General features: G+C 35.9%; 15 protein-coding genes and 1 tRNA gene. 9 read left to right on the forward strand and 7 right to left on the reverse strand.

The window, feature by feature from the left end; all coding sequences use genetic code 11:
* The first annotated feature begins 990 nt into the window (after nucleotides 1-990).
* Together tgt and ACFIO5_RS05120 are read left to right on the forward strand one after the other, a co-directional pair.
* Nucleotides 991-2,109, forward strand: a complete 1,119-nt coding sequence (gene tgt / locus ACFIO5_RS05115) for a tRNA guanosine(34) transglycosylase Tgt (RefSeq protein ID WP_375634460.1) — start codon at nucleotides 991-993, stop codon at nucleotides 2,107-2,109.
* Between the two features lie 1,211 nt (nucleotides 2,110-3,320).
* Nucleotides 3,321-4,520, forward strand: a complete 1,200-nt coding sequence (locus ACFIO5_RS05120; RefSeq protein WP_375634461.1) for an MFS transporter — start codon at nucleotides 3,321-3,323, stop codon at nucleotides 4,518-4,520.
* Nucleotides 4,521-4,561: 41 nt separating this feature from the next.
* On the opposite strand, the gene ACFIO5_RS05125 is transcribed toward ACFIO5_RS05120, so the two are convergent.
* The 3 genes from ACFIO5_RS05125 to ACFIO5_RS05135 all read right to left on the reverse strand — a co-directional run bounded on the left by ACFIO5_RS05125 (nucleotide 4,562) and on the right by ACFIO5_RS05135 (nucleotide 8,181).
* Nucleotides 4,562-5,989, reverse strand: a complete 1,428-nt coding sequence (locus tag ACFIO5_RS05125) for an MFS transporter (RefSeq protein ID WP_375634462.1) — start codon at nucleotides 5,987-5,989, stop codon at nucleotides 4,562-4,564.
* 118 nt (nucleotides 5,990-6,107) lie between these two features.
* Complete coding sequence (locus ACFIO5_RS05130; protein WP_375634463.1) at nucleotides 6,108-7,322, reverse strand: NADP-dependent isocitrate dehydrogenase; 1,215 nt, start codon at nucleotides 7,320-7,322, stop codon at nucleotides 6,108-6,110.
* Nucleotides 7,323-8,106: 784 nt separating this feature from the next.
* Nucleotides 8,107-8,181 (reverse strand) — tRNA-Glu (locus ACFIO5_RS05135).
* 1,254 nt (nucleotides 8,182-9,435) lie between these two features.
* Between ACFIO5_RS05135 and ACFIO5_RS05140 the strand changes: the two genes are divergently transcribed.
* A complete protein-coding gene (locus ACFIO5_RS05140; RefSeq protein WP_375633188.1) occupies nucleotides 9,436-10,752 on the forward strand; it encodes a homoserine dehydrogenase in 1,317 nt (438 codons plus the stop codon).
* 143 nt (nucleotides 10,753-10,895) lie between these two features.
* The gene (gene glpX / locus ACFIO5_RS05145; RefSeq protein ID WP_375634464.1) at nucleotides 10,896-11,882 is read left to right on the forward strand and encodes a class II fructose-bisphosphatase; all 987 of its coding nucleotides are present in this window, start codon (nucleotides 10,896-10,898) and stop codon (nucleotides 11,880-11,882) included.
* A gap of 105 nt (nucleotides 11,883-11,987) precedes the next feature.
* Here glpX and ACFIO5_RS05150 read toward each other — a convergent pair whose 3' ends face one another.
* Complete coding sequence (locus ACFIO5_RS05150; protein ID WP_375634465.1) at nucleotides 11,988-13,094, reverse strand: branched-chain amino acid aminotransferase; 1,107 nt, start codon at nucleotides 13,092-13,094, stop codon at nucleotides 11,988-11,990.
* A 305-nt stretch (nucleotides 13,095-13,399) separates the two neighbouring features.
* Between ACFIO5_RS05150 and ACFIO5_RS05155 the strand changes: the two genes are divergently transcribed.
* On the forward strand, nucleotides 13,400-13,675 hold the full coding sequence (locus tag ACFIO5_RS05155) for a hypothetical protein (RefSeq protein WP_375633185.1): 276 nt from the start codon (nucleotides 13,400-13,402) through the stop codon (nucleotides 13,673-13,675).
* A gap of 177 nt (nucleotides 13,676-13,852) precedes the next feature.
* Here the strand turns inward: ACFIO5_RS05155 and ACFIO5_RS05160 are convergent, their stop codons facing one another.
* The 3 genes from ACFIO5_RS05160 to ACFIO5_RS05170 all read right to left on the reverse strand — a co-directional run bounded on the left by ACFIO5_RS05160 (nucleotide 13,853) and on the right by ACFIO5_RS05170 (nucleotide 19,511).
* Nucleotides 13,853-16,369 carry an SPOR domain-containing protein gene (locus ACFIO5_RS05160; protein ID WP_375634466.1) on the reverse strand — a complete coding sequence of 839 codons (2,517 nt, stop codon included), beginning with the start codon at nucleotides 16,367-16,369 and terminating at the stop codon, nucleotides 13,853-13,855.
* 151 nt (nucleotides 16,370-16,520) lie between these two features.
* Nucleotides 16,521-18,278 carry an arginine--tRNA ligase gene (gene argS / locus ACFIO5_RS05165; protein WP_375634467.1) on the reverse strand — a complete coding sequence of 586 codons (1,758 nt, stop codon included), beginning with the start codon at nucleotides 18,276-18,278 and terminating at the stop codon, nucleotides 16,521-16,523.
* A 30-nt stretch (nucleotides 18,279-18,308) separates the two neighbouring features.
* Nucleotides 18,309-19,511, reverse strand: coding sequence for a deoxyguanosinetriphosphate triphosphohydrolase (locus ACFIO5_RS05170; RefSeq protein ID WP_375633182.1), 1,203 nt, complete (start codon nucleotides 19,509-19,511; stop codon nucleotides 18,309-18,311).
* A 108-nt stretch (nucleotides 19,512-19,619) separates the two neighbouring features.
* On the opposite strand from ACFIO5_RS05170, the gene ACFIO5_RS05175 reads away from it, so the two are divergent.
* Genes ACFIO5_RS05175 through glmU form a run of 4 tightly spaced genes read left to right on the forward strand, consistent with a single transcriptional unit; the run spans nucleotide 19,620 to nucleotide 23,168 of the window.
* Nucleotides 19,620-19,943 (forward strand): HesB/IscA family protein, encoded by a 324-nt coding sequence (locus ACFIO5_RS05175; protein WP_375633181.1) that lies wholly within the window; start codon nucleotides 19,620-19,622, stop codon nucleotides 19,941-19,943.
* Between the two features lie 12 nt (nucleotides 19,944-19,955).
* Nucleotides 19,956-20,972, forward strand: coding sequence for an RgsD C-terminal domain-containing protein (locus tag ACFIO5_RS05180; protein ID WP_522729872.1), 1,017 nt, complete (start codon nucleotides 19,956-19,958; stop codon nucleotides 20,970-20,972).
* Between the two features lie 46 nt (nucleotides 20,973-21,018).
* Nucleotides 21,019-21,804 (forward strand): cytochrome c biogenesis CcdA family protein, encoded by a 786-nt coding sequence (locus ACFIO5_RS05185; protein WP_375633180.1) that lies wholly within the window; start codon nucleotides 21,019-21,021, stop codon nucleotides 21,802-21,804.
* 14 nt (nucleotides 21,805-21,818) lie between these two features.
* Nucleotides 21,819-23,168, forward strand: coding sequence for a bifunctional UDP-N-acetylglucosamine diphosphorylase/glucosamine-1-phosphate N-acetyltransferase GlmU (gene glmU / locus ACFIO5_RS05190; RefSeq protein WP_375633179.1), 1,350 nt, complete (start codon nucleotides 21,819-21,821; stop codon nucleotides 23,166-23,168).
* Nucleotides 23,169-23,301 lie beyond the last annotated feature (133 nt).

The following is a 23,301-nucleotide window of genomic DNA, read 5'->3' on the forward strand; positions in this document are numbered from 1 at the left end:
TTATATATTATCGTAATCTTTAAAATAAGAATTAATCTTAGAAGAATATAATAAAGGCGCAGAAGTGAAACAAATGGCTAGTCTTGCCATCTCCTTTTTAATGCAGCTTTACTTTTTTAAAAGTATCTAATGCAATATCTTTTAAATAATGAAGATTATGCATGGACTTACGCTTTTATTTTTCTCGTTTTTTAATAGAGGAACGCTCCAAATGGAATATACTTAATGTTGCACATTTACGTGTTTTTTAAGAAGCATTTCTCAGTACATATCAACATTCACTTCCATAATGACGTTCGTGGCGTGTATAGTTTTAAAGCTATAAATCTATTATGCACCACCATCTTTAAAGCTTGTGAAGGAGCAAGAGGGGGACATCATACGCTTTTTCAGCCTCTAATGTTACGATAGAGCTTTTGATATTTGAGAATCTTTACAAAAAGCATTTTTAGTTTTTTTAAGTGTTTTTACACGTTAATTCCTTTTGTGAATTATCTCAAGTGCCAAGAGCTATCTCAATATTGTAAGGGGATAAATGATTATGCTCATTTGCGCTTTTATTAAGCGTGGGGATCGCCGTGCTCAGCAGATGAAAAATTTTTATCTGTAAAAGTAAACAATATTGTAGGCTGTACAATGCGTTCAGAATTTTCTTCTATGCGTACAAAGTTATTGCTTATGGAAGTATGTTAAGATGAGATTATTGTGATAATAATTTTGTAGTTCTATTAAGGCTTTAGTGCGTTAAGCGTAGGTATTTTGAGGTATGATATTATAAGGATTTTACTATTTTTCTGGAGCTAGATTATTACTTTTATTATGGTGATTTCTTAACAAGAAATGTTCTTTTATCTCGTTTAATTTTTTATGCTGGTTACAATATTGAGCGAATCAAAAATTAATTCATAAAGCTTATGACAATGCTCGTAAGGGGATATCTTTTTTCTTTCTATAGAGATATGCAGTGATGGAATCAAAAAGACGAGAGTTATGATAAAGACATTTCATTATAGAAAAATTGCTCAAGATGGGTATGCACGTCGAGGCGAAATTATAACGGGGCGAGGATGTGTTCGTACACCTGCATTTATGCCTGTTGGAACGGCAGGAACCGTTAAGGCTATGTATATGGATCAGATACGTGATCTTGGTGCAGATATCATTTTAGGGAATACTTATCATTTAATGTTACGTCCAGGAGCTGAACGTGTTGCGCGTTTGGGAGGATTACATGAATTTTCACGCTGGAGCGGACCTATTTTAACCGATTCTGGTGGCTTTCAGGTTATGTCATTGGCGGGAATCCGTAAAATTACTGAACAAGGTGTGATTTTTCGCTCTTACATTAATGGAGCTTACTATGAAATGAGTCCAGAGCGTTCTATCGAAATTCAAGAACTTCTTGGTGCAGATATCCAGATGCAGTTGGATCAATGTATTGCGTTACCTGCAACTGAAAAAGAAATGGAAAAAGCTATGGAACTTTCATTGCGGTGGGCGCAGCGTTGTAAAACAGCTTTTGGAGATCAGCCCAATAAAGCATTGTTTGGTATTGTTCAAGGTGGTGATAATATGAAACTACGTGAACGTTCTGCTCAAGCATTAAAAGAAATGGATTTAAAAGGTTACGCTATTGGAGGGCTTGCTGTTGGTGAGCCGCAGAGTGTTATGACAGCAGTATTGGATACTACTTGTCCGATTTTACCAGAGGATAAACCACGCTATCTTATGGGGGTAGGGACACCTGATGATATTTTACAAAGTGTTGCTCGTGGTGTTGATATGTTTGATTGTGTTATGCCGACGCGTGCAGGACGTCATGGTTTAGCTTTTACCCGCTTTGGTAGAATTAATTTGCGTAATGCGCGTTATGCAGAAGATCCACATCCTCTTGATCCGCAGTCACTTTGTCCAGCAGCACATGATTATAGTTGTGCTTATTTGCATCATTTGATTAAATCTGGTGAATCTCTTGGGGGGATGTTGTTGACTTGGAATAATCTTTTTTATTATCAACAACTGATGCAGGGAATTCGTGATGCCATTGAAGAAGGCTGTTATGCTGATTTTTGCGCTGAAACGCGCGCTCTATGGGCACAAGGACGCTAAAATATTAATCGTAATATAGCGTTTCATTTTTTTATTGAATTTATTCTTGCATTTACAAATTTAGCTAAAAATATGAAATTAGAAACACCTTCCAAAATTATAAATTCCACTATCCTAAGATATAGAAGTGCGGTTTTATAGGGCATATATTCTTTTTCTAATTACTATATAAAACAGAAACTGTTACTCCGGTACGCGCTACCTGATCCGGAGAAAAACAGTTTATTTCTGTTTCTGATGACTGTTTAAAGCAACAATGTTAATGAGGCGTTAGCGAACTCTTAAAGAAGTATGAAAATTTTATTTTTATGAGATAATTTGTGTTTTTTATTACTAAAGGTAAAGAATAGGTTATATACAATCGAATAGATAGATTTTTAGAAAATTAAAAGAAAACTAAAATAAGATTACAACATTTTAAATATTATAATTATATATTTTATGTCATAAAAAATTAAATATTAATCACGATAATTAGCACATTTATAAAATATCGATGAATATATTGAGATAAAAATTATTATATTTGTTTTATGCTCTGTTTATAGAATTTATCTGAAAATAAGTACAATATATTTACGTGAATATTTTAATTTAAAGATAATGAGTTAGATATCTGATGCGATTCCTCTGTTAGAGGAGGGAGGGGTAAAGATGCCTAAAAGAGGATATTTAATAAATCTAGAAACCAAGTACTATTATCATGAGAATTTTTAAAAGAATCTATAATAATTTATAAGAATGGCGTAAAGTTGAAATTATAGCTTATCGATTTGGAGGATCTGCATTCAGGTAGCAAAAACAAAGAAACAATAAGTTTTGGAGAAGTTTAATCCTTATATCAAGATAATAATGAGATGTGGTTCACTTGTTTGAAGTGCATTATTCGACAAATTTTAGAATTATTTATAGGGTATAGTATATAGTTGCAAAAAAAGGTTTCACTGTAAAATTGGAACTGCTGAAAATAGGAGACAAAGTTTATTATTTGGCAGATCTGATAAAAATAGGTGAATACGTTTATAACCTTGAGGGTTTCAAAGATTTTCCATTAAAGAATCTTACCTAAAGCTTCATAAAATGCTTTATATATCAAAATATTTCTAAAACTTCATTGGGGACTATTGGGCATGCGTATAACAATGTTTTGAATTTTTGTTTGTGTGTATTACAGATATCTACAGTTAAAACTCCTATCCAGAAGTGATGATATGAGGGATTCTTATAAACAAAAGGTTCTTGCATTGGAAATTGATTCGAGAATACGGCGTTTAATAATTTTAGCTCTTGCCGTGGGGAGTTTTGCTATTGGTACTGCAGAGTTTGTTGCAATGGGGCTACTGCCAGAGATAGCACGAAGTTCATATGTTGATATTCCTACCGCTGGTCAATATATTTCTGCTTATGCATTAGGAGTTGTGATTGGAGCACCTCTTTTAGCTGTGGCAACAGCTCAGGTATCACGCAAAACTGTTTTGATAGGATTGATGCTTTTTTATGCTTTAGCAAATATTGCTAGTGCCTTTGTTTCTGATTTTAGCATATTAGTAGTATTACGCTTTCTCAGTGGACTTCCCCATGGAATCTATTTTGGACTTGCGGCTATGGTTGCCTCTTCAATGGTAGAAATGAAAGAACGTTCTAAAGCTGTTGGATATGTTATGCTTGGCTTAACAATTGCAACCGTTTTGGGAGCACCCAGTGCTACTTGGATTGGTCAACTTATTGGTTGGCAGATTGCTTTTGTCCTTGTGGGTATGATTGCTTTATTATGTTGTTTGCTTATTTGGAATTTTTTACCTTGTGATTTAAGTTTTCCAAAAACGAATCCTTTGCACGAAATGGGTGCATTAAAGCAAAAGCAGGTGTGGCTTCTTTTGTTGATGGTTTCGGTGGGAGCGTCAGGATTATTTTCTGTTTTCACTTATATCAAGCCAACGTTAATGCATATTTCTGGTGTTTCACTTGAGTTGGTACCATTTATCATGCCGTTAGTTGGATTGGGTATGGTGGTAGGAAATCTCTTGGGGCCTAAATTGGCCGTTAAAATTGGTATTTCGCCGATGATATTTTTTTCTATGCTTTGGAGCGTATTTGTTTTTTTTCTTTTTTTCTTTTTATCTTATGCTCCGTTAACAGCGGCAATAGGATGCTTTTTTGTTGGAACTTCTTTTGCTGCTATGCCTTCTATACAAACAAAAATTATGGATGTTGCACTACAGGGACAGATTTTGGCAGGAGCATTAATGCAGTCTGCTTTTAATATTGCTAATGCTCTTGGTGCAGAATCTGGAGCATTAGTTTTAAAATTGGGCTATAGTTATGAATATACAGCTATTTTAGGAAGTGTTCTAACTTTGTGTGGATTAGTGATTTTTTGCGTCTCATGGTATATGGAAAAGCATGCTTAATACTTTCATTTTTTTAATGAAGAAGGTATTTTTATGTTTATTTAATTATTGGAATGTCCTGTTGGATTTTTTAATATGCAGTAAGAGATGCGCAGCGCTAATGGAATAGCAAAACACAATAAAAAACCAATGAGCACTATAAGAAGAGTTTTTGCTGCTAAGATCATTCCTATTGTTCCTCCAGGATTAAAGAGACCGGCAAGATTGGTTATCACTCCGGCTAGAGTTGCACTCAATGCAGCTGAAAATAGTTGTACGGAGGTAAGGGATTCACTGGCACGTAGAGCATCTTCATCATTTGTACATTGCAAGATCCGTGTGAGCAAATGTGGCCATGCTATGCCCGCACTGATTCCAATAGAAAATAGTGCTAAGCAAATAATAAAAATATATTCGAGTGTGGAAACTTCTGTTGGGATGAGCCATAAAAGAATCGCTATGCCTAACAGTTTAAATAGGGGCGAGTATATAATGATGTTGCGAATTTTTTTTGTGGAGACAGCAGCACTTGAGAGGGCTCCACATGTCCACCCTAGGCTCATAAGTGCTGCTATATAACCGGCTATAAGGGGAGCTTGTCCATGAAGCTCTTGAAGAAAAAGTGGTAAATAAAGTTCTATACTGTACACGACTGTTGTCATCACGAGTATTAATGCGTAAACGGGAAAAATTTCAGAAGAGAAAGAAAAGGATTTGCGCGGCAACATAGGATGAAAGCTATATGATTCGATTTTTGCTAGAACAAAGAGAAGACTAAGTCCGATAACTAATCCGCAAATTTTTGCCATTGTTGTGTCCATAGCTCCTCCAACAGAAATGATAAAAATCAATAAGGTGAGTATGAAAAGTTGGAGAAGAGGGAGGGGGGATGTTGGAACATAGTTTTCATTCTTTTTTGGTAAAAATTTAAAGGCGATGAGTGAGAAAAATATAGCTAATACGCCAATGACCAAAAAGGATGCTCGCCATAGGCCATAATATACAGAAAGCCCCCCGATTGCTGGTCCTAACAAGGTTGATATTCCCCACATTCCAGAGATAATACTTAATGCATGTGACCATAAAGATGGGCTGAAAACAATCCGTACCATGGAATAGGATAGGGATAACAAAGAACCACTTCCAAATCCTTGAATAAAGCGTCCTATTAAAAACAATGGCATAGATGAAGAAATGCTGCACATAAAAGTGCCTAGGGTGAAGATAAGTCCAGAAATAACATACGCATTGCGAGGACCTAATTTCCCTAATATTTTTGTTGCAAGTGAAGTACCCACGAGTGAAGCTGTAATAAAGACAGTAGCTACCCAAGAATAATATATTTCACTCCCAATATGATTCATAAGAGAGGGTAAAATAGTAATAACAATATAAACGTTGGTGGCGTGTAACACAACTCCACCTGTAAACGTTAAAAAGCAAAGACCATTTTTACCCAATAAAAGCGCAGACCAGCCCTGTTTTTTCACTGTTTTTTGCTATTTAATAAAAATTTATCCTCTTTTTACTTATAAGGTACTTCTTTGAATTTGCCAAGAGAAATTCAAAGCTCTGTTTAGAGCTTTGAATTTTAATTTAAGTAATAACTTAATTGCCCATTGCTTTTTTGAGATTCTCATCAATTTTTTCGAGGAAACCTGTTGTAGAAAGCCATTTCTGTTTAGGCCCAATCAAAAGTGCGAGATCTTTAGTCATAAAACCCTCTTCGACGGTTTTAATACAAACTTCTTCCAATGTCGCGGAAAAGCTTTTTAATTTCTCATTGTTATCTAGTTTAGCACGGTGTGCCAGTCCACGCGTCCATGCGAAAATAGATGCAATAGAATTTGTTGATGTTTCTTCGCCTCTTTGATGCTGACGGTAATGGCGTGTTACGGTGCCGTGTGCTGCCTCTGCTTCAACAATTTTACCATCTGGTGTCATAAGAACAGAAGTCATGAGACCGAGAGAACCAAAGCCTTGGGCAACAATATCAGATTGAACATCACCATCATAGTTTTTACATGCCCATACATAGCCTCCTGACCATTTAATTGCAGAAGCAACCATATCATCAATGAGGCGGTGTTCGTAATATAATTTACGATTTTCAAATTCAGTTTTAAATTCCGTATCAAATATTTCTTGAAAGATATCTTTAAAACGACCATCGTAAGTTTTTAGAATGGTATTTTTTGTTGAAAGATAAACTGGGACATTCCTTTGTAGTCCATAATTAAAGGATGCTTGAGCAAAATCACGAATTGACTCATCAAGGTTATACATAGCCATAGCAACCCCTGCGCTTGGGGCATCAAAAACATCATGTTCAATAACTTGATTGTCATCACCTACAAATTTAATACTTAATTTCCCTTTTCCTGGAAATTTAAAATCTGTTGCCTTGTACTGATCACCAAAAGCGTGACGTCCAATAATAATTGGCTTTGTCCAGTTAGGAACAAGGCGAGGGACATTTTTACAGATAATGGGTTCGCGAAAAATGACTCCTCCTAAAATATTGCGGATTGTGCCATTAGGTGATTTCCACATTTTTTTTAGGTTAAATTCTTTAACGCGTGCCTCATCAGGTGTGATGGTTGCACATTTTATACCAACCCCATATTTTTTGATAGCATTGGCAGAATCGATAGTGACCTGATCATTGGTTGCATCACGATTTTCGACGGAAAGATCATAATATTTGAGATCAATGTTGAGATAGGGATGGATTAATTTATCTTTGATATATTTCCAGATGATACGGGTCATCTCATCCCCATCAAGTTCAACAACGGGGTTTTCTACTTTGATCTTTGCCATTAGAAGTCCTTTTTTTTAAGCGATACTACTTTATAGCACTTTCAAGTTTATAATGAAAAGTAAAAATAAGGGAAAAAAGCACTCAAATATGATCTTTTAGAATCTATGATCAATAGAGTGTAAATTTTGTTGGAGGGTTTAATTTTTGAAAAGAAGTGATGTGTTTGCAAATCTATAATTATTCTATGATTGATGAAGAATCTGTTTAATAGATAAGGTAGTTAGATCACTGGGGGTCAAGGATTATGCATTTTTATTATCAGAGTTTCCATTTAATAAGTTGATTGTATTCTAAATTATAGTTTCTTGATTTGTTGTGTTAGGTGAATAAGAATCTATTTTTATATCGCATTTCAATTCTAAGATTACGGTCTGTTTGTTTATAGAAAAGTTTAATGTGAAAAGGCACCGTAATTAAAAATGCTTCATATAAGATGTGTTTTGGGGTGAATTTTAGTTTTGAAGGTTGGAAGAAACGTATAAATGATGTGGCTGGTTTTAATTTAAAAATTAACGGTATACGCAAGAATATGGCTTATAAACTCACCGGATCACGAGCTAGAACCTTCTAATTTTTATATTTTATCAATTTTTATTGTTATTAACTTTGCGCAGTAAAACACTATCTTCGAAATGCAACAAAGAAATCAATTATCTAATGATTCTTGTATCTTTTTTACGAAGAGATCCCTTTAAAAATCTTATTCCCTCGTTTTTATTTATGCATTCCTCATTTTTAAGAATACGAATAAAATGAATGTATTACACATAGAAAAAAGAATTATGGTACGCCCAAGGGGAATCGAACCCCTGTTTCCGCCGTGAAAGGGCGATGTCCTAACCGCTAGACGATGGGCGCAAACCATTGATGAGGCTTATAGAGAGGATCTTTTTACTTCGCAAGCCCTCTGTGTCATTTTTTTTGAAAAAAGTGTGTTTTATTGAATAATTTTTGAGCAATTCCTGTTTGGATTGTTTCTTTTCATTTTGACTAGTAGGCAAAAATGATCAAAACATTATTTTAAGTGTGTTTATTTTTTGCATATTTTATCGTTTGTTATCTTTGCTTGTATATGAGAATATTATTTAACTTGCTAGAAAGAGCCTTTATACAGAAGATTTCTCATTTGAGCTTATCATAAAGCAAAAAACTGTATAATTTATGAAGTATAAAACAAATATTTATTACCAAATTAGCAAATAATACCAATCATACAAAAGTTTTTTTAGGCATAAACCATAGATTAATTTTATTTTAAAAAATATAAATGGATTCTGTATGATGAAAATAAAAATATTAAAGCAATTATTTACAGAATATATTAAAAATATTTTTCTTATCTTTACTTTTACATGTTTATAAGGAATTTAAAATTAAAACCCCTTCATTTGTTCCCTCACATGTTGAGAAGGTTATTTATTTGAAAATGAATTAGCATGGGTAAAGGGTAGATTGAGATTTTTGTCATTTCAATTCGCTAGTTTTTCAAAGAGGTGGCAGTAAGTTTAGGTAAAATATTTGAGTTTTGCAAATTTATTCTCCATATTTATAATATTTCAGAATTATGGTGTGCACATATTAAGTCTTGTTTTTTACTTTAATGTAAGGTTCTATTTTGATATATAAGTGCATTAAGATTTTTGCATTAAAGATTTATATTTCAAACTATGGAATGGTAGGAAGAAATGTGTTATTATTTACTGATCTACTTTGTTTTATCCATTCTCTTAATTTTTCATATGAAAGAATGTTTTTTGTTCCGTATTTGTTAATTTAGAAGAGATGTTTTTATTCTTTCTTACTAAGTCCTTAATATTCTTTAACTTGTTATTGATTATTTTTTAGAACTTTTCTTTATGGCAATTTGCATTTATCTGTTTTACAGATTTTCATTCTGAATTAGATATTTTATAAAGATTCTGAAATCTTTGAAGACAATAAATATTATATTTTTAGGAATGTTGATTGAACAAGCGGGAATAATTCTATTGGAGAACATGAAGTGAATAGAGCGGGGTATTTCTTTTGTTCTTATGGATGTAAGTATTCTTTGTGTTGATTGGCACATCATTTAAACGATTTTTCAGTGAAGAGAGGGATCAGTGGTTAATAATGGCAGAAGCTTTAAAAGTTGGTGTTGCGGGACTTGGTACGGTTGGTACTTCAGTTGTTCGAGCTCTATGTGAAAAAGCGAATAGTTTAGCTTGTCAATGTGGGCGATTCATCAAAGTCGTTGCTGTTAGTGCGCGCGATAAAAGCCGTAATCGTGGAATTGATCTCAGTGATATAAAATGGTTTGATTCACCCGTGGAGTTGGCTGCTTCTGATGAGATTGATGTTTTTGTAGAGTTAATTGGTGGTGAATTGGATGTGGTGTACACCGCTGTTAAGAGAGCGCTTGAGGCGGGACATCATGTTGTAACAGCCAATAAAGCCCTTCTTGCTCGACATGGAGTAGAGCTGGCTATAATTGCAGAAAAAAAAGGAGTTTTTCTTCATTTTGAAGCAGCTGTTGCAGGGGGAATTCCTGTCATCAAAGCGATGAGAGAATCACTTGTCAGTAATCAGATATCGCGAATTTATGGTATTCTCAATGGAACCTGTAATTATATATTAACACGCATGTTTACGGAAGGTCTTTCATTTAAAGATTGTTTAGCAGATGCACAGAGACTTGGATATGCTGAAGCAGATCCAAGTTTTGATATTGAGGGAAATGATACTGCTCATAAATTAGCTTTGTTGACAAGCTTGGCATTTGGAACAGCTGTTTCGTTAGATGATGTTTATGTTGAAGGAATTCATAATATTTCGCAAATTGATATTCGAGCAGCTGATGAATTAGGGTATCGGATTAAGCTTTTAGGAGTTGCATTAAAAACGGATTCTGGAATAGAGCAACGCGTTCATCCAACAATGGTACCAACATCTTCAATGATTGCACAGATAAATGGCGTAACCAATGCTCTTTCTATTCAAAGTGATTTATTAGGTGAATTACTGTTTTCTGGTCCTGGCGCCGGAGGAATGGCAACAGCATCAGCCGTTATTGGTGATTTGGCTGATATAGCAAAAGCGCGTTCTGGTTTTCAGTATGCACCTGTTTTAAGACGTCCAGCATTAGAACTTACTCCTCATAAAAAAGCACGTATTTCGCATCATGCAGGGGGTTATTTTATTCGTTTAAATGTTCATGATCGTACTGGTGTTTTTGCCGCGGTTGCAAGGCATATGGCTGATAATCACATCTCATTGGAGTCGATTGTTCAAAGATCTTTTGTAGAAGATCAAATTGAAAAAACAATTATTTTAATTACGCATGAAACAACAGAGGTGAATGTACGACAGGCACTTGCAGAAATTGAAAAAGATGGACATCTTGTTGCAAAATCTCAATTTATTCGTATTGAGCCTATGGCAGAGAATTGATAACTTTCTTGATAATGACAAAAAGGCAAGCTTGAGTTCTTTTGTTTCTTGTGGAAAATTTTCATCTTTGCCAAAAACTTTATTCTTAGTATTTAATAAGGACTCATATTTTTTCTGGTATTCATTCGGTAGGATTTTTTCATATGCCCACAACTCAGAAGATTTTAAATGGACTTGATCGTATTTTGACGCTTGAATTGGTACGTGTTACTGAACGTGCTGCTGTTGCTGCTGCACGCTGGCGCGGGCGTGGCGATGAAAAAGCTGCGGATCAGGCTGCTGTAGATGCAATGCGGCAGGAACTTAATCGATTGCCTATTGATGGTACAGTGGTGATTGGTGAAGGTGAGCGGGATGAAGCGCCTATGCTTTATATTGGAGAAAAAGTAGGTCTTCAAAGTGGGTTGGCGATCGATATTGCACTTGATCCACTAGAGGGAACAACACTTTGTGCTAAAAATATTGCCAATTCTTTGGCAGTAATTGCAATTGCTGAAAAAGGTAATCTCCTTTACGCTCCTGATGTTTATATGAAAAAAATTGCTATTGGTCCTGGTTATCCAAAGGGAGTAGTAGATATAGATGCTTGTCCTACCGATAATATCCATGCTCTTGCGAAGGCTAAAGGAGTGGCTGTTAATCAGATTGTTGTTTGTATTATGGATAGACCTCGTCATGAAAAATTGGTTAATGAAGTACGTGCAACAGGGGCATCGATTCGCTTGATTGGGGATGGAGATGTTGCTGCTGTTATTGATACAACTGATCCAGAAGAAACAGGTATTGATATCTATATGGGGATTGGGGGAGCACCTGAAGGTGTTTTAGCTTCTGCTGCTTTGCGCTGTATTGGAGGACAGATGCAAGGTCGTTTGCTGCTAGATACAGAAGAGAAAATTGCTCGTGCAGCTAAAATGGGGATTAGTGATCCCAATAAAGCTTATACAATGGAAGAAATGGCAAAGGGTGATGTTTTGTTTGCAGCAACAGGGGTGACAGATGGCAATATGCTTTCTGGTGTTAAATTTACATCTCGTTACATTCAAACGGAAACTCTCATAATGCGCTCCCATACGGGTACAGTCCGTAATATTAAAGCGCAGCATAGAGATCATTCAAAATTTGATTAATGCTTTCTTTTTTCGTCATTAAAAATAGAGGGAGTTTTTCTAGGAAATACGCTTCCATGAATCTATTTTTATGGAAGCGTTTATAGATATGAGAATATCTTATTATTATGAGAGCTGGACAGAATGAACCCAGCCATTTTTATCTTCTATGTTCCCTTTTTGAAGGCCAACCAATTGTGTACGAAGCTGCTTTGTAACTCCTCCAACTGTTTCATTTCCAATAATAAATTCTCCCCCTTTATATTTAAAACGACCAATTGATGTGACAACGGCAGCTGTACCACAAGCAAAGACTTCTTTAAGGTGTCCACTCTTTGCATCTTCTTGAAGTGCTGCAAAAGAATAAGGACGCTCTTCTATTTTTAATCCCATTTGTTGAGCTAACCTTAAGATTGAATCACGAGTTATCCCTGGAAGAATAGTGCCGTTAAGCGCAGGGGTTACAAGTGTACTATCTGCCATAATAAAGCAGACATTCATACCACCAAGTTCTTCAATCCATTTATGTTCAATCATATCAAGAAAGAGTACTTGGCTACAATTATTTTCAGTTGCAGTTTTTTGTGCCAGTAAGCTTGCTGCATAGTTTCCTCCACATTTTGCAGCGCCTGTGCCCCCTGGACCAGCGCGGCTATAATCTGTTTCAATCCATACATTGACAGATTTTTCTTCTCCTTTGAAATAGGATTCAACTGGAGAGGCTATGATACAAAAAAGATATTCTTGAGAAGGGCGGACTCCCAAAAAGTTTTCATTGCCAAACATAAATGGACGGATATAGAGGCTAGCGTTGGGATGATTAGAAACCCATTTTTGATCAATCTTTACTAATTGATGAACGGCATCCAGAAAAATATCTTTTGGCAATTCTGGCATAGCTAAACGCCTCGCTGATTCTATAAAGCGTTGTGCATTGGCATCAGGACGGAAGAGCAAGATGCGTCCATCTTTTGCACGATATGCTTTTAAACCCTCAAAAATTTCCTGTCCGTAATGTAAAACGGTACTTGCAGGGTTAATTTTTAAAGCTTTGTATTGAGAAATGATGGCATTATGCCAGCCTTTGTCTTCAGTCCATTGAATAGTACACATGTGGTCTGTAAAAAATTGACCAAAACCGGGACTTTTTAAAATTTCTTCACATTTTTCTTCTGACAGAGGAGATGGGTGTTTTTCTATTTTAAAGGGAAGCGACGATATAGGAGATTTCATAAAAAAACCTTTTGAGTATGTTTCTTTTTATTAATAAAAATAATGAGATATTTTGATCACAACTCTATTATTAACAAAACCTTTGTGTCAATGTTTTATTATAGAACACAAAGGAGTTTATTATAGAATTCAAAGGCTATGATAGATATTTTAATTCTACTCTCGCCTCTTTTTCTCAACTTTATGAAGTAAGCTGGAACTTTTTTCTATAATTATCGTTTTCTCACAATAAGTATCTGAATAATTTCATATATGCATATTTTCTAGAAATTAAAAGGTAAGGGAATTGAGAAAAGGAATCTACTATGATTGATAAAAATTATCACACATATGAAGAACGTATGGCAGCAGAAAGAAGAGATAGTGAACAACGTGTTTCAATTGCTAAGGGTATTTTTGCTATTCTTCTTGCGGTCGTTATTCTATGGTTTGTTTTTGGTTTTTTAGGATCTTTTTTTGCAAAATCTCCTGAACATAGTTCGCGTTATAATACTCCAGAAACAAGCCAAAGTGTAACAACGCCCAAAAAAGATTTAAATTCGCTTCCTCCTGTACCTTATACCTATAAGGGTACGGAGTGATTTTTTCATAAATATAATCTTTTAGATAGAGCGAAAATCGACGTAGACTAAAGAATAAAGTCAGCACAAAGACATAAAAAAGAGAGGAACGATTTTAATTTCTGAAGTTTTTTATAAGTAATTAAATGGTATGGAAATAAATAATGCAACGGTTGTTAAAACCGTTGCATTATTGGTTTAGCGTGTGATGAAGCAGCTTCCACCAGAACTTTTAATGGATTCACAAAGGATTATGGCTTCATTACGGTCTTGTGCTTGAATCCGAACACGATAATAAGTGCCTTTTCCTGGTATAAAAGCGGATTGAATATTTAAAGAACGGGCACCGATAAGGAATCCAAATTTAGATTTCATATTTTTTAAAGAACTTCTAGCGAGCTCATGCGTTGGCTGAGATGCAAGTTGTACGTAATAACTTTCTGAATTTTGTGCTGCGACTCTGTTTGGTGATATGGGGCGAGACGCGGCTGGTGTTTCAACTTGTGTATTTCTTTCTGCATGAGAAGGAATAGGGATAAATTTTTCTTCAATATTTGAGCTAGAATTATTTTCTGCGATTATTTTATCAATATTATTTTTAAGATCATGATCTCTTTCTTGGTCGTTTATATCAGAATTATGCGACGAAACAAGGGACGAATCTTGAAGTTCATTAGAAGCTTGATCAATGCTTTCTTCAGATTGAGCAGCAGTTTTGCTGTTTGTTTGATGCGCGGGGGCTAGTGTAACTGTACCATCTTGATTGACAATAACAGTTTGTACTTCTCGCATTGGAATAGTATGATTTATAGCTTCTGTGACTGCATCTTCAACATCAGATTCATTTAAAGACGATGAGGAAACGTTTGAAGATTCTTCAGGGTTTAATTCTTTTAAATTTTCAGGTTGTTCAGAGTTATCAATAAGAAATTGTTGTGTATTTTCTTGTTTCTCATTTTGTTCAGTTGTTTGTTTATAGATATCTAAATTATGTGCAACATCATTTTTCGTTTCAGTTGTTTCTGGTTTGAATTTAAAAGGCGTATTATCAGCGTGGATAATGACCGTTTCTTCATTTTTTTGTGATGGCATAAAAAAATGCGAATAACCAGAAAACCCAATTCCTATTAAAATAAGTATAAAAATACCTTTAACGAAAGTTTTACTAAAAATAAAACTTTTTAAGGGAGGAGGAGCTGGTGGATGCGTGGGAACCTCATCTGAGCTTGTATATGATGAATTCTCGCTAAAAGGGGGAAAATTATATTCCATATTGGCAGAAGAAAAATAGTCGGAATTTTGTTCTTTAGAGTTTATATAAACACCTTCTTTTGAATTTTGCATAGACTGATGAAAAACTTCACTAAAAACCTCATTTTTCTGTTGTTTTTGAGAAAAATTATCCGTTGGGACATTTCCTACATTAAGTACATCAGCAAATTCTTCTTCTAAACCACCACTAGTTGGCACATCATATTCTGGCGCTTCATACGGGACTTCTGGAACCATAATAGGACCAGTTTTTTCTACGATTTCCTCTGAAAATTTATAAGTATCAACATTGGGAGGGGGAGTATCTCTGTGCGTATAGTTATGGGCAAAAAAGCCATCCGTTTGTTTTGTATTTAAAGAGGGGGATGAGGAAAGAAACTCATCTAAATTATTTTCATTATATGAAATTTCTCTATTTGGGTTAGAGGCACCTTCGGCGTTATTGATGTATTGGGCTCGAGCCTCATCATATATCGGAACTTTTTCGCCATAAGTTTTTTGTTGTGAGGGGTTTTCTGCAAAAAAATGGGGATAATTGGTTGTATGATCTTCTTGTGAAGCCCCCTTTAAATAAGATTGTCTATCAACTGGTGGAGAATCTAAAGGTGAGGAGAAGGTACTTCTTGTTTGATTTCTTGCAGTGTTTTGTCTTTCTGACATAAGATTAGAAGATGAGAAAAACTCATTTGCCTCTGTAGAAGAGGAGACATCAGGATAATCTTTTTTGATCCAATTTTCTTGATCAGCTGAAATTTTATAGGGATGGTTTACAGGAATGTCATAGAGGTTTTGATTGTCATCATAAGTTTGTTGTATATCCGTAGTTTTAGGCTGTTGTGAATTTGTTTGTGAAAAACGATTGGTTTGTTCAACAGATTCTGGAATCTCTTTCTTATTTTCGCGTCTTTCAGATTTATCAAAAAAGAAATTTTCTGATTCTGATTGTGAAATAAGGTTACTTTTTTTAAGAAACGGATCAGCACTGGTTGCTGTTGTTTTCTCTTGAGGGGATTGATTCTTTGGGATTGGTAATGGAGAAAGCTCATCTAAAATTTGTTCTTCATCATGACTGCTAGGTGAAGAATATTTCTCTTCAGATAAATTATTTTGTTTTGAATGGTTGAAAGAAACAGTTTGTGCAATATCTGAGGCTGTTGCGTTGCTGGTTGCACGCAAGTCCCATTGTTTTTTTTGATCATCAAACGGTAAGTCATGTGCTAAATTATTTTCAAGTTCCTCTTCTAGAAAGGACAAATCAAAATCATCATCATGGGATGATGTTTCGGGGTGAGATGTTGATCGATCTGTCTGTAAAGAAGATTGCTCATTTTGGTTTCCGCTTTGTTTGTGCGGATTAAAAATGCGCGTAAGCCTTTCCAAAGGATCATGGTGTTCATGATCGTGTTTTGTTTCGTGTAGATTTTTGCGATCGTTATCGCTCATAGCTTTTCTCACATGGTGATTTGCATCTGCGTGCAATCAATGGTTGATTTTGATTTGTTATATTAAAATTATAAATTTTCCCCCTCTCATGCAAGGATACATGAAAAAGTTTATCAATAGAGTACCTATTGTATGTATTTATAGAACTTTTTCAATGCATTTCTATTGGTGCTTCGACTCCTATGATGGTAAGTCCTGATGATAAAATATTGATAACAGCTTGTATCAACCCCAATCTTGCAAAGGATAACTCTTTATCATCAGGTTGAATAAAGCGTAAATTGAGATTTTCACTCCCTTTATTCCAATGGGTGTGAAAGCTGGAAGCAAGGTCATAAAGATAAAACGCTAATCGATGCGGTTCCTTATGAACGACGGCCTGTTCAATGATACGTGGATATTCAGAAAGTTTGCGTATTAACAATATTTCATGGTCATCTGTTAATCGATGAAGATGGGCGATTAATGTATCATTTGAAAAGCTTTTAATATGAAGCGCTTCTTGTGCTTGACGAAAGACTGAGTGACAACGTGCACTTGCATATTGTACGTAAAAGATGGGGTTATCTTTTGATTGTTCTGTTACTTTTGCAAAATCAAAATCAAGAGGTGCTTCACACTTACGGTATAACATCATAAAACGCACAGGATCACGCCCAACCTCTTCGACAACATCCCGTAGAGTGACAAAAGATCCCGCTCTTTTTGACATGCGTACAGGATGACCGTTGCGAAAAAGTTTTACCAATTGACATAAGAAGACGCTTAATTTAGCTTTATCCCCAGAAATTGCTTTTGCCATTGCCTCTAGCCGCTTTACATAGCCAGCATGGTCTGTGCCTAGAATATAAATCATTTCATCAAAATGACGATTAAATTTATCCCGAAAATAAGCAACATCAGCAGCAAAATAAGTGTAAGAACCATCAGATTTGACTAAAACACGGTCTTGGTCATCACCAACATTTGTTGAACGGAACAAAGTTTGTTCACTTGGTTCCCAATCTTCTGTATTTTGTCCCTTGGGAGGGGGGAGTTTTCCTTTGTAGATATAACCATTTAAAGTGAGGTCGTTAATGGTGTTACGAATGGCGCGTGCATTATCTGCATAAAGCATTCGCTCAGAGAAAAAGATATCATGATAAATATTAAGAGCAGCCAAATCTTCGCGAATCATGGACATCATTGCATGAATTGCACGTTCTTTCACAAGAGATAAGGCTTCATCTTTATCCATCGTGAGGAGTTGGTCACCAAACTCTTGAGCAAGTGATTGTCCCAATGGTATCAAGTATTCTCCAGGATATAGCCCTTCTGGAATTTCATTAATTTCTTGCCCAAGAGCCTCACGATAGCGCAATAGTACAGAGTGGGCGAGGACTTCGATTTGTTGACCAGCATCATTGATATAATATTCTTTCGTAATGTTATAGCCCGTAAATTGTAGCAAATTGGAGAGAACATCCCCAACAACCGCTCCGCGGCAGTGTCCTACATGCATTGGTCCTGTCGGATTTGCTGAGACATATTCAACATTGACGCGTTTTCCTTGTCCCATTGGAATACGACCATAAGAAGTGCCTGATTCAAGCATGGATTTTATAGCATCTTGCCAAAATAATTTTGTAAGCTTTATGTTTATAAAACCAGGACCGGCAACATCTATATTTTCGATAGAGGAATCATTTTTAAGAAGTTCTATGATTTTATCTGCAAGTGCACGTGGATTGATTCCAATAGATTTTGCAAGCACCATAGCAGCATTGGTTGATAAATGACCATGGGAGGAATCACGCGGAGGATCAACAGTGATTTTTGATAAATCTAGATCTTCTCCATTTTTTCCTTTTATATCAGATAATTCAATTGATCTCTTAATTTTTTTTTCGAAGTTTTTAAAGATATTCATATTTAGCTTCCATGATGATGCCAAAAGCCATTAGACGAAATTATCTGTATGGTCAAATAAACGGTGATATTCACGTAGAGCGTAGTGATCTGTCATGCCTGAAAGAAAGTCAGCAATCAAACGTGCTAACTCTTGATTTTTTAAGTGCACTGTTTTGCTCTGCCAACTTTCAGGCATTGTATTTGGATTTTCATAATAACAATTGAATAATTTTTGTACAATGCATTTTGCTGCATTGCGACGACTAAGAACTTGTTCATGGTAGTAAAGATTTTTAAATAAAAAGTTTTTTAGTTCTTTTTCATAAACGATCATTGTCGGTGAAAAGGTGACAATAGTTTGTTTTGCTTGGTGAATATCGTTTATGCTTGTTGGTTTGATGCGTGCTAAATTTTCTTGTGATTGTTTGATAACATCTTCAACCATGGTTGTTATTTGTCTTCGTACAAGTGTGTAACCGCGACGCGCTTGGTCGAGGTGGGGATGCTCATCTGTTATATCTTTTAATATTGTTGCTGTTAGTGAAACATGTTCAAATTGATCGAGTGTTAAAAATTGCGAACGTAGACCATCATCAATATCATGCGCATTGTATGCGATATCATCTGCAATAGCAGCACATTGCGCTTCTAGTCCTGCAAAACAATCGAGTGCAAGGTCTTGCTCTGCATTGTATTGTAAAATATCGATAGGAACTTCCTTATTCTTCGCGTGAGGACCTAAAAGGGGACCATTATGCTTTACAAGTCCTTCGAGGGTTTCCCATGTAAGGTTAAGTCCATCAAAATTTGCATAGCGCTGTTCTAGTTTTGTGACAATGCGTAATGCTTGTGCATTATGATCAAAGCCGCCATAATGTACCATGGCTTCATTAAGTGCATCTTCTCCAGCATGGCCAAAGGGCGTGTGTCCAAAGTCGTGAACAAGGGCAATGGCTTCGGCAAGATCTTCATCAAGACAAAGGGCACGGGCTAATGTTCTTGCAATTTGAGAGACCTCTATGGAATGGGTTAGGCGAGTACGATAATGATCGCTTTCGTCAGCAATAAATACTTGCGTTTTATGTTTAAGACGTCGAAATGCATTAGAATGGATAATACGATCTCTATCTCGTTGAAAAGGTGAGCGTGTGGTACTCATCGTTTCATGGAATAATCTACCACGGCTTGTTTGCGGATGAGCACTGTACACTGCTCGAGATTGGTAATTAAAGTTGATATTGCCTATATCCATTGCAAGTTGCCCATTATCATCTTAAAATTGAGAGTGGTTTATGACAAATAAACTGCTCTTTGAGTATGGGATACTCTTTCTTGATGGTTTAATGCAAGGATATATAAAATGAATGTGAAAATTTCAGATGTTGCTGCCAAAAAAATTGCACAGATACTTTTGCGTGAACCCGATAAAATAGCATTGCGTATTTCTGTTGAAGGTGGTGGGTGTTCTGGTTTTTCTTATAAATATGACTTGGTTTCTGAAATGTGTAAAGATGACCTCGTTCTCACAAAAGATGGGGCTGTTGTGTTTATTGATTTACTATCACTTCCTTTCATGGAAGGAGCTGAGATTGATTTTGTTGATGATCTTATGGGGCAGTCTTTTCAAATCCACAATCCCAATGCTGTTTCATCATGTGGTTGTGGTGTGAGTTTTTCAATTTAAAATGATGGCTTTGTGATATTGTTTCTTGAAAAAAATATCATGTTGGTCAACAATGTGAGAATGGGTATTCTTATAAAAATAGTGCACCGATGTGTATGGTTGTGCGTGGTGCTTACTTTATTGATCTGGAGCCACTGTGCTTTTTCTGAAGAAGGAGAAGGGAAAGATCAGCAGCAGGGACAATCAAGGAGTTTTATTGTAAAGTCTCAAGAGCAGGAAAAAGAAAATGTAGCATCTCAAACACAACTCATTTTGAATGCTCGATTAACAAATAGTCATCCGGATATTGAAAAAGGGCTTGTCTGGCGGGTTTATGCCCCTATTCTAGGGATTGATAATAAATTACCATTAGTGGCAACCTATAAGGGGGGAAGTGCGCGTTTTGATCTCGAACCAGGAAATTATCTTGTTCATGTCTCATTTGGTCATATGAGTGCTGTGCGCCATATTCGTTTAAAAAATGGACAGAGTCTTGTAAAAAACTTTAATCTTGAGGCTGGTGGAGTCATTTTAAATGCAACACTGCTCAATGGTGTAATGAATGAAAAGGAATTACGTTTTACCATTTATGAGGATGAAAAAGAAAATGATGATACGGGGGTGATTTTATCAAATGTTAAACCCCAATCAGTTGTGCGTTTAAAAGCTGGCCGCTACCATGTTGCTTCCCATTATGGTTCTATTAATGCGACGGCTCGTTCGGATATTCAAGTGGATGCTGGTAAAATGACAGAAGTTACCCTTGAACATCAGGCTGCTCAGATTGTCTTAAAGCTGGTACGACAAGAAGGAGGGGAAGCGCTTGCAGATACAAGTTGGTCTCTTGCCAATGATTCTGGTGATATCGTTTATGAAACAGTTGGTGCTTATGTTTCACTCGTGTTAGCGGAGGGAGAGTATATTGCAATTGCTAAAAATAAAGATAAAATCTATCAAAAAGTTTTTTCAGTCGTTTCTGGTCATGATGAAGATATAAGTGTGGTGGCGAATGAGCAAAATATGCAACGAATTGATGAAGATGTGGATTGATTGTTGTTCATGGGGGTAAACTATGATGAGAGACGGGGTATGAGTTTTGATTGAAATTTCAACAGTTGGTGTGTTTTTTGCTGGGGCACTCTCTTTTTTGTCGCCCTGCGTTTTGCCATTAGTTCCTCCTTATTTCTGCTATATGGCAGGTGTTGGTATTGATGATTTTCGTTCAAAAAATCGTGATGAGAAAGTCTTTGTACGGTGGGCTTTATTGTCTTCTGTTATTGCTTTTGTTCTCGGGTTTACGACTGTTTTTGTTGCTTTAGGTGCCAGTGCTAGCACAATTGGGAAATTCATCGGTTATTATCGTGATTGGTTCGCCCTTGCTGCTGGAATTGTCATTATTATTTTTGGTTTAAATTTTTTGGGGATTTTCAAGATCGCTTTTTTATTCCGTGAAGCGCGTTTTCAGACCAAAAAAACACCTTCTGGTCCTTTAGGCGCGTATATTATTGGGTTAGCTTTCGCTTTTGGTTGGACACCGTGTATTGGCCCCATTTTAGGCCCTATTATAACGCTTGCTGGAACAAAAGAAACTGTGGGAGAGGGAGCTGTTCTATTAGCGGTTTATGCATTAGGTCTTGCTATTCCTTTTATTTTGGCAGCTTTATTTTCGAGCAGTTTTATGCGATTTTTAGGAGCTTTTCGTATTCATTTAGGAAAAGTTGAAAAAATTATTGGTGTTTTTCTTATTCTTACAGGGATTTTGTTTTTAACAGGCTCTATGCAGGATCTTTCATTTTGGCTTTTAGAACATTATCCTTCGTTGAGTTATATTGAAGATATTCGTTGGCACGATATTATGAATTTTTTTGGATTTTCTCGTTAGTCTTATGTGTTTCTATGGTTAGAAGTTGTCTTTCTATTGTTCTTGCTGCAGGTGAGGGGACGCGCATGAAATCGTCTCTGCCTAAGGTACTTCATAAAATTGCTGGATTGCCTCTTATATGCCATGTTCTAAAACAAATAGAATTGGCAGGCTCTTCACAATTAGCAGTCGTTGTGGGATTTGGTGCTAAGGAGGTTACGCACGTTGTTCAGTCATTTGTAAAAGATGCGATGATTTTTGAACAAAAAGAGCGTTTAGGAACAGCTCATGCTGTTTTATCTGCTCGTTTAGCTTTGCAAAAGGAAGTGGATGATGTTCTCATTGTTTTTGGGGATACGCCTCTCATTCAGCAAGATTCATTGAACCAAATGCGTGCACAGCTTGCTGATGGAGCAGATGTTGTTTTTGCAGGTTTTCATACCCAAAATCCAACAGGTTATGGGCGTCTTCTCGAGAAAAATGGTCAATTGATCGCAATTGTAGAAGAAAAAGACGCTAGCGATGAAGAAAAAAAGATTTCTTTTTGTAACGGTGGAATACTCGCTATGCGTGGAAAACTTGCACTTTCTCTTTTAGAGAAGGTTGGTAATAACAATGTGAAAAAAGAATATTATTTAACAGATATTGCTGCTCTTGCAATACGCGAAGGATTAGATGTGCGTGTTGTTGAAGTTCCTTTTGAAGATATTGTAGGAATTAACAACAGTCTTGAGCTTTCTGAGGCTGATTCTTTGTGGCAAAAACGTAAAGCGCGCGATTTAATGTTATCGGGTGTTACACTCTTAAAACCAGAAACACTCTATTTTTCTTATGATACAGAAATTGAACCAGGGGTGGTGATAGAACCAAATGTTTATTTTGGATTAAGCGTGAAAGTACAATCTGGTGCTGTTATTCATGCATTTAGTTATCTCGAGGGTGCTGTGGTTGGTAAGGATGCACAGATTGGTCCCTATGCACGTTTGCGTCCAGGAACAGAGTTGGCGAAGTCCGTAAAGATTGGAAATTTTTGTGAAGTCAAACAAGCTAAGGTAGGAGAATCTTCTAAAATCAATCATTTAAGTTATATTGGTGATGCCGAAATTGGTGCACATACCAATATTGGAGCTGGTACGATTACTTGTAATTATGATGGATTTAACAAATATAAAACCATAATTGGTGATCATGCTTTTGTTGGGTCTAATACGGCACTTGTTTCCCCATTGGTAATAGGGGATGGCTCTTATGTTGCTTCAGGAAGTGTTATTACTGAAAATATTCCTATGAACAGTATGGCTTTTGGGCGTGCACGACAGGTTATAAAAGAGGGCTATGCGACAAAATTTCGAGAGCGCTTGTTAGAAAACAAACAGAAAAAATGATTATTTTCAGTCTATTCCTTTGTTTCGTGTTAATCTAACGATGGATAGGATGTTTATTCTTAAAGATTGCCGTACTCCATGTTTGAATTATTTTATTATTTATAGTTTTAAATAAAGGCTGTTGGATTGTTTT

It is taken from the genome of Bartonella sp. AA86SXKL (assembly GCF_042196885.1).

Bases quoted from the DNA above. Each gene is read 5' to 3' on its own strand.
- argS (WP_375634467.1), bottom strand. From the start codon at position 18,278: ATGAATATCTTTAAAAACTTCGAAAAAAAAATTAAGAGATCAATTGAA.
- ACFIO5_RS05120 (WP_375634461.1), top strand. From the start codon at position 3,321: ATGAGGGATTCTTATAAACAAAAGGTTCTTGCATTGGAAATTGATTCG.
- ACFIO5_RS05130 (WP_375634463.1), bottom strand. From the start codon at position 7,322: ATGGCAAAGATCAAAGTAGAAAACCCCGTTGTTGAACTTGATGGGGAT.
- tgt (WP_375634460.1), top strand. From the start codon at position 991: ATGATAAAGACATTTCATTATAGAAAAATTGCTCAAGATGGGTATGCA.
- ACFIO5_RS05160 (WP_375634466.1), bottom strand. From the start codon at position 16,369: ATGAGCGATAACGATCGCAAAAATCTACACGAAACAAAACACGATCAT.
- ACFIO5_RS05155 (WP_375633185.1), top strand. From the start codon at position 13,400: ATGATTGATAAAAATTATCACACATATGAAGAACGTATGGCAGCAGAA.
- glmU (WP_375633179.1), top strand. From the start codon at position 21,819: ATGGTTAGAAGTTGTCTTTCTATTGTTCTTGCTGCAGGTGAGGGGACG.
- ACFIO5_RS05175 (WP_375633181.1), top strand. From the start codon at position 19,620: ATGAATGTGAAAATTTCAGATGTTGCTGCCAAAAAAATTGCACAGATA.
- glpX (WP_375634464.1), top strand. From the start codon at position 10,896: ATGCCCACAACTCAGAAGATTTTAAATGGACTTGATCGTATTTTGACG.
- ACFIO5_RS05170 (WP_375633182.1), bottom strand. From the start codon at position 19,511: ATGGATATAGGCAATATCAACTTTAATTACCAATCTCGAGCAGTGTAC.
- ACFIO5_RS05150 (WP_375634465.1), bottom strand. From the start codon at position 13,094: ATGAAATCTCCTATATCGTCGCTTCCCTTTAAAATAGAAAAACACCCA.
- ACFIO5_RS05140 (WP_375633188.1), top strand. From the start codon at position 9,436: ATGGCAGAAGCTTTAAAAGTTGGTGTTGCGGGACTTGGTACGGTTGGT.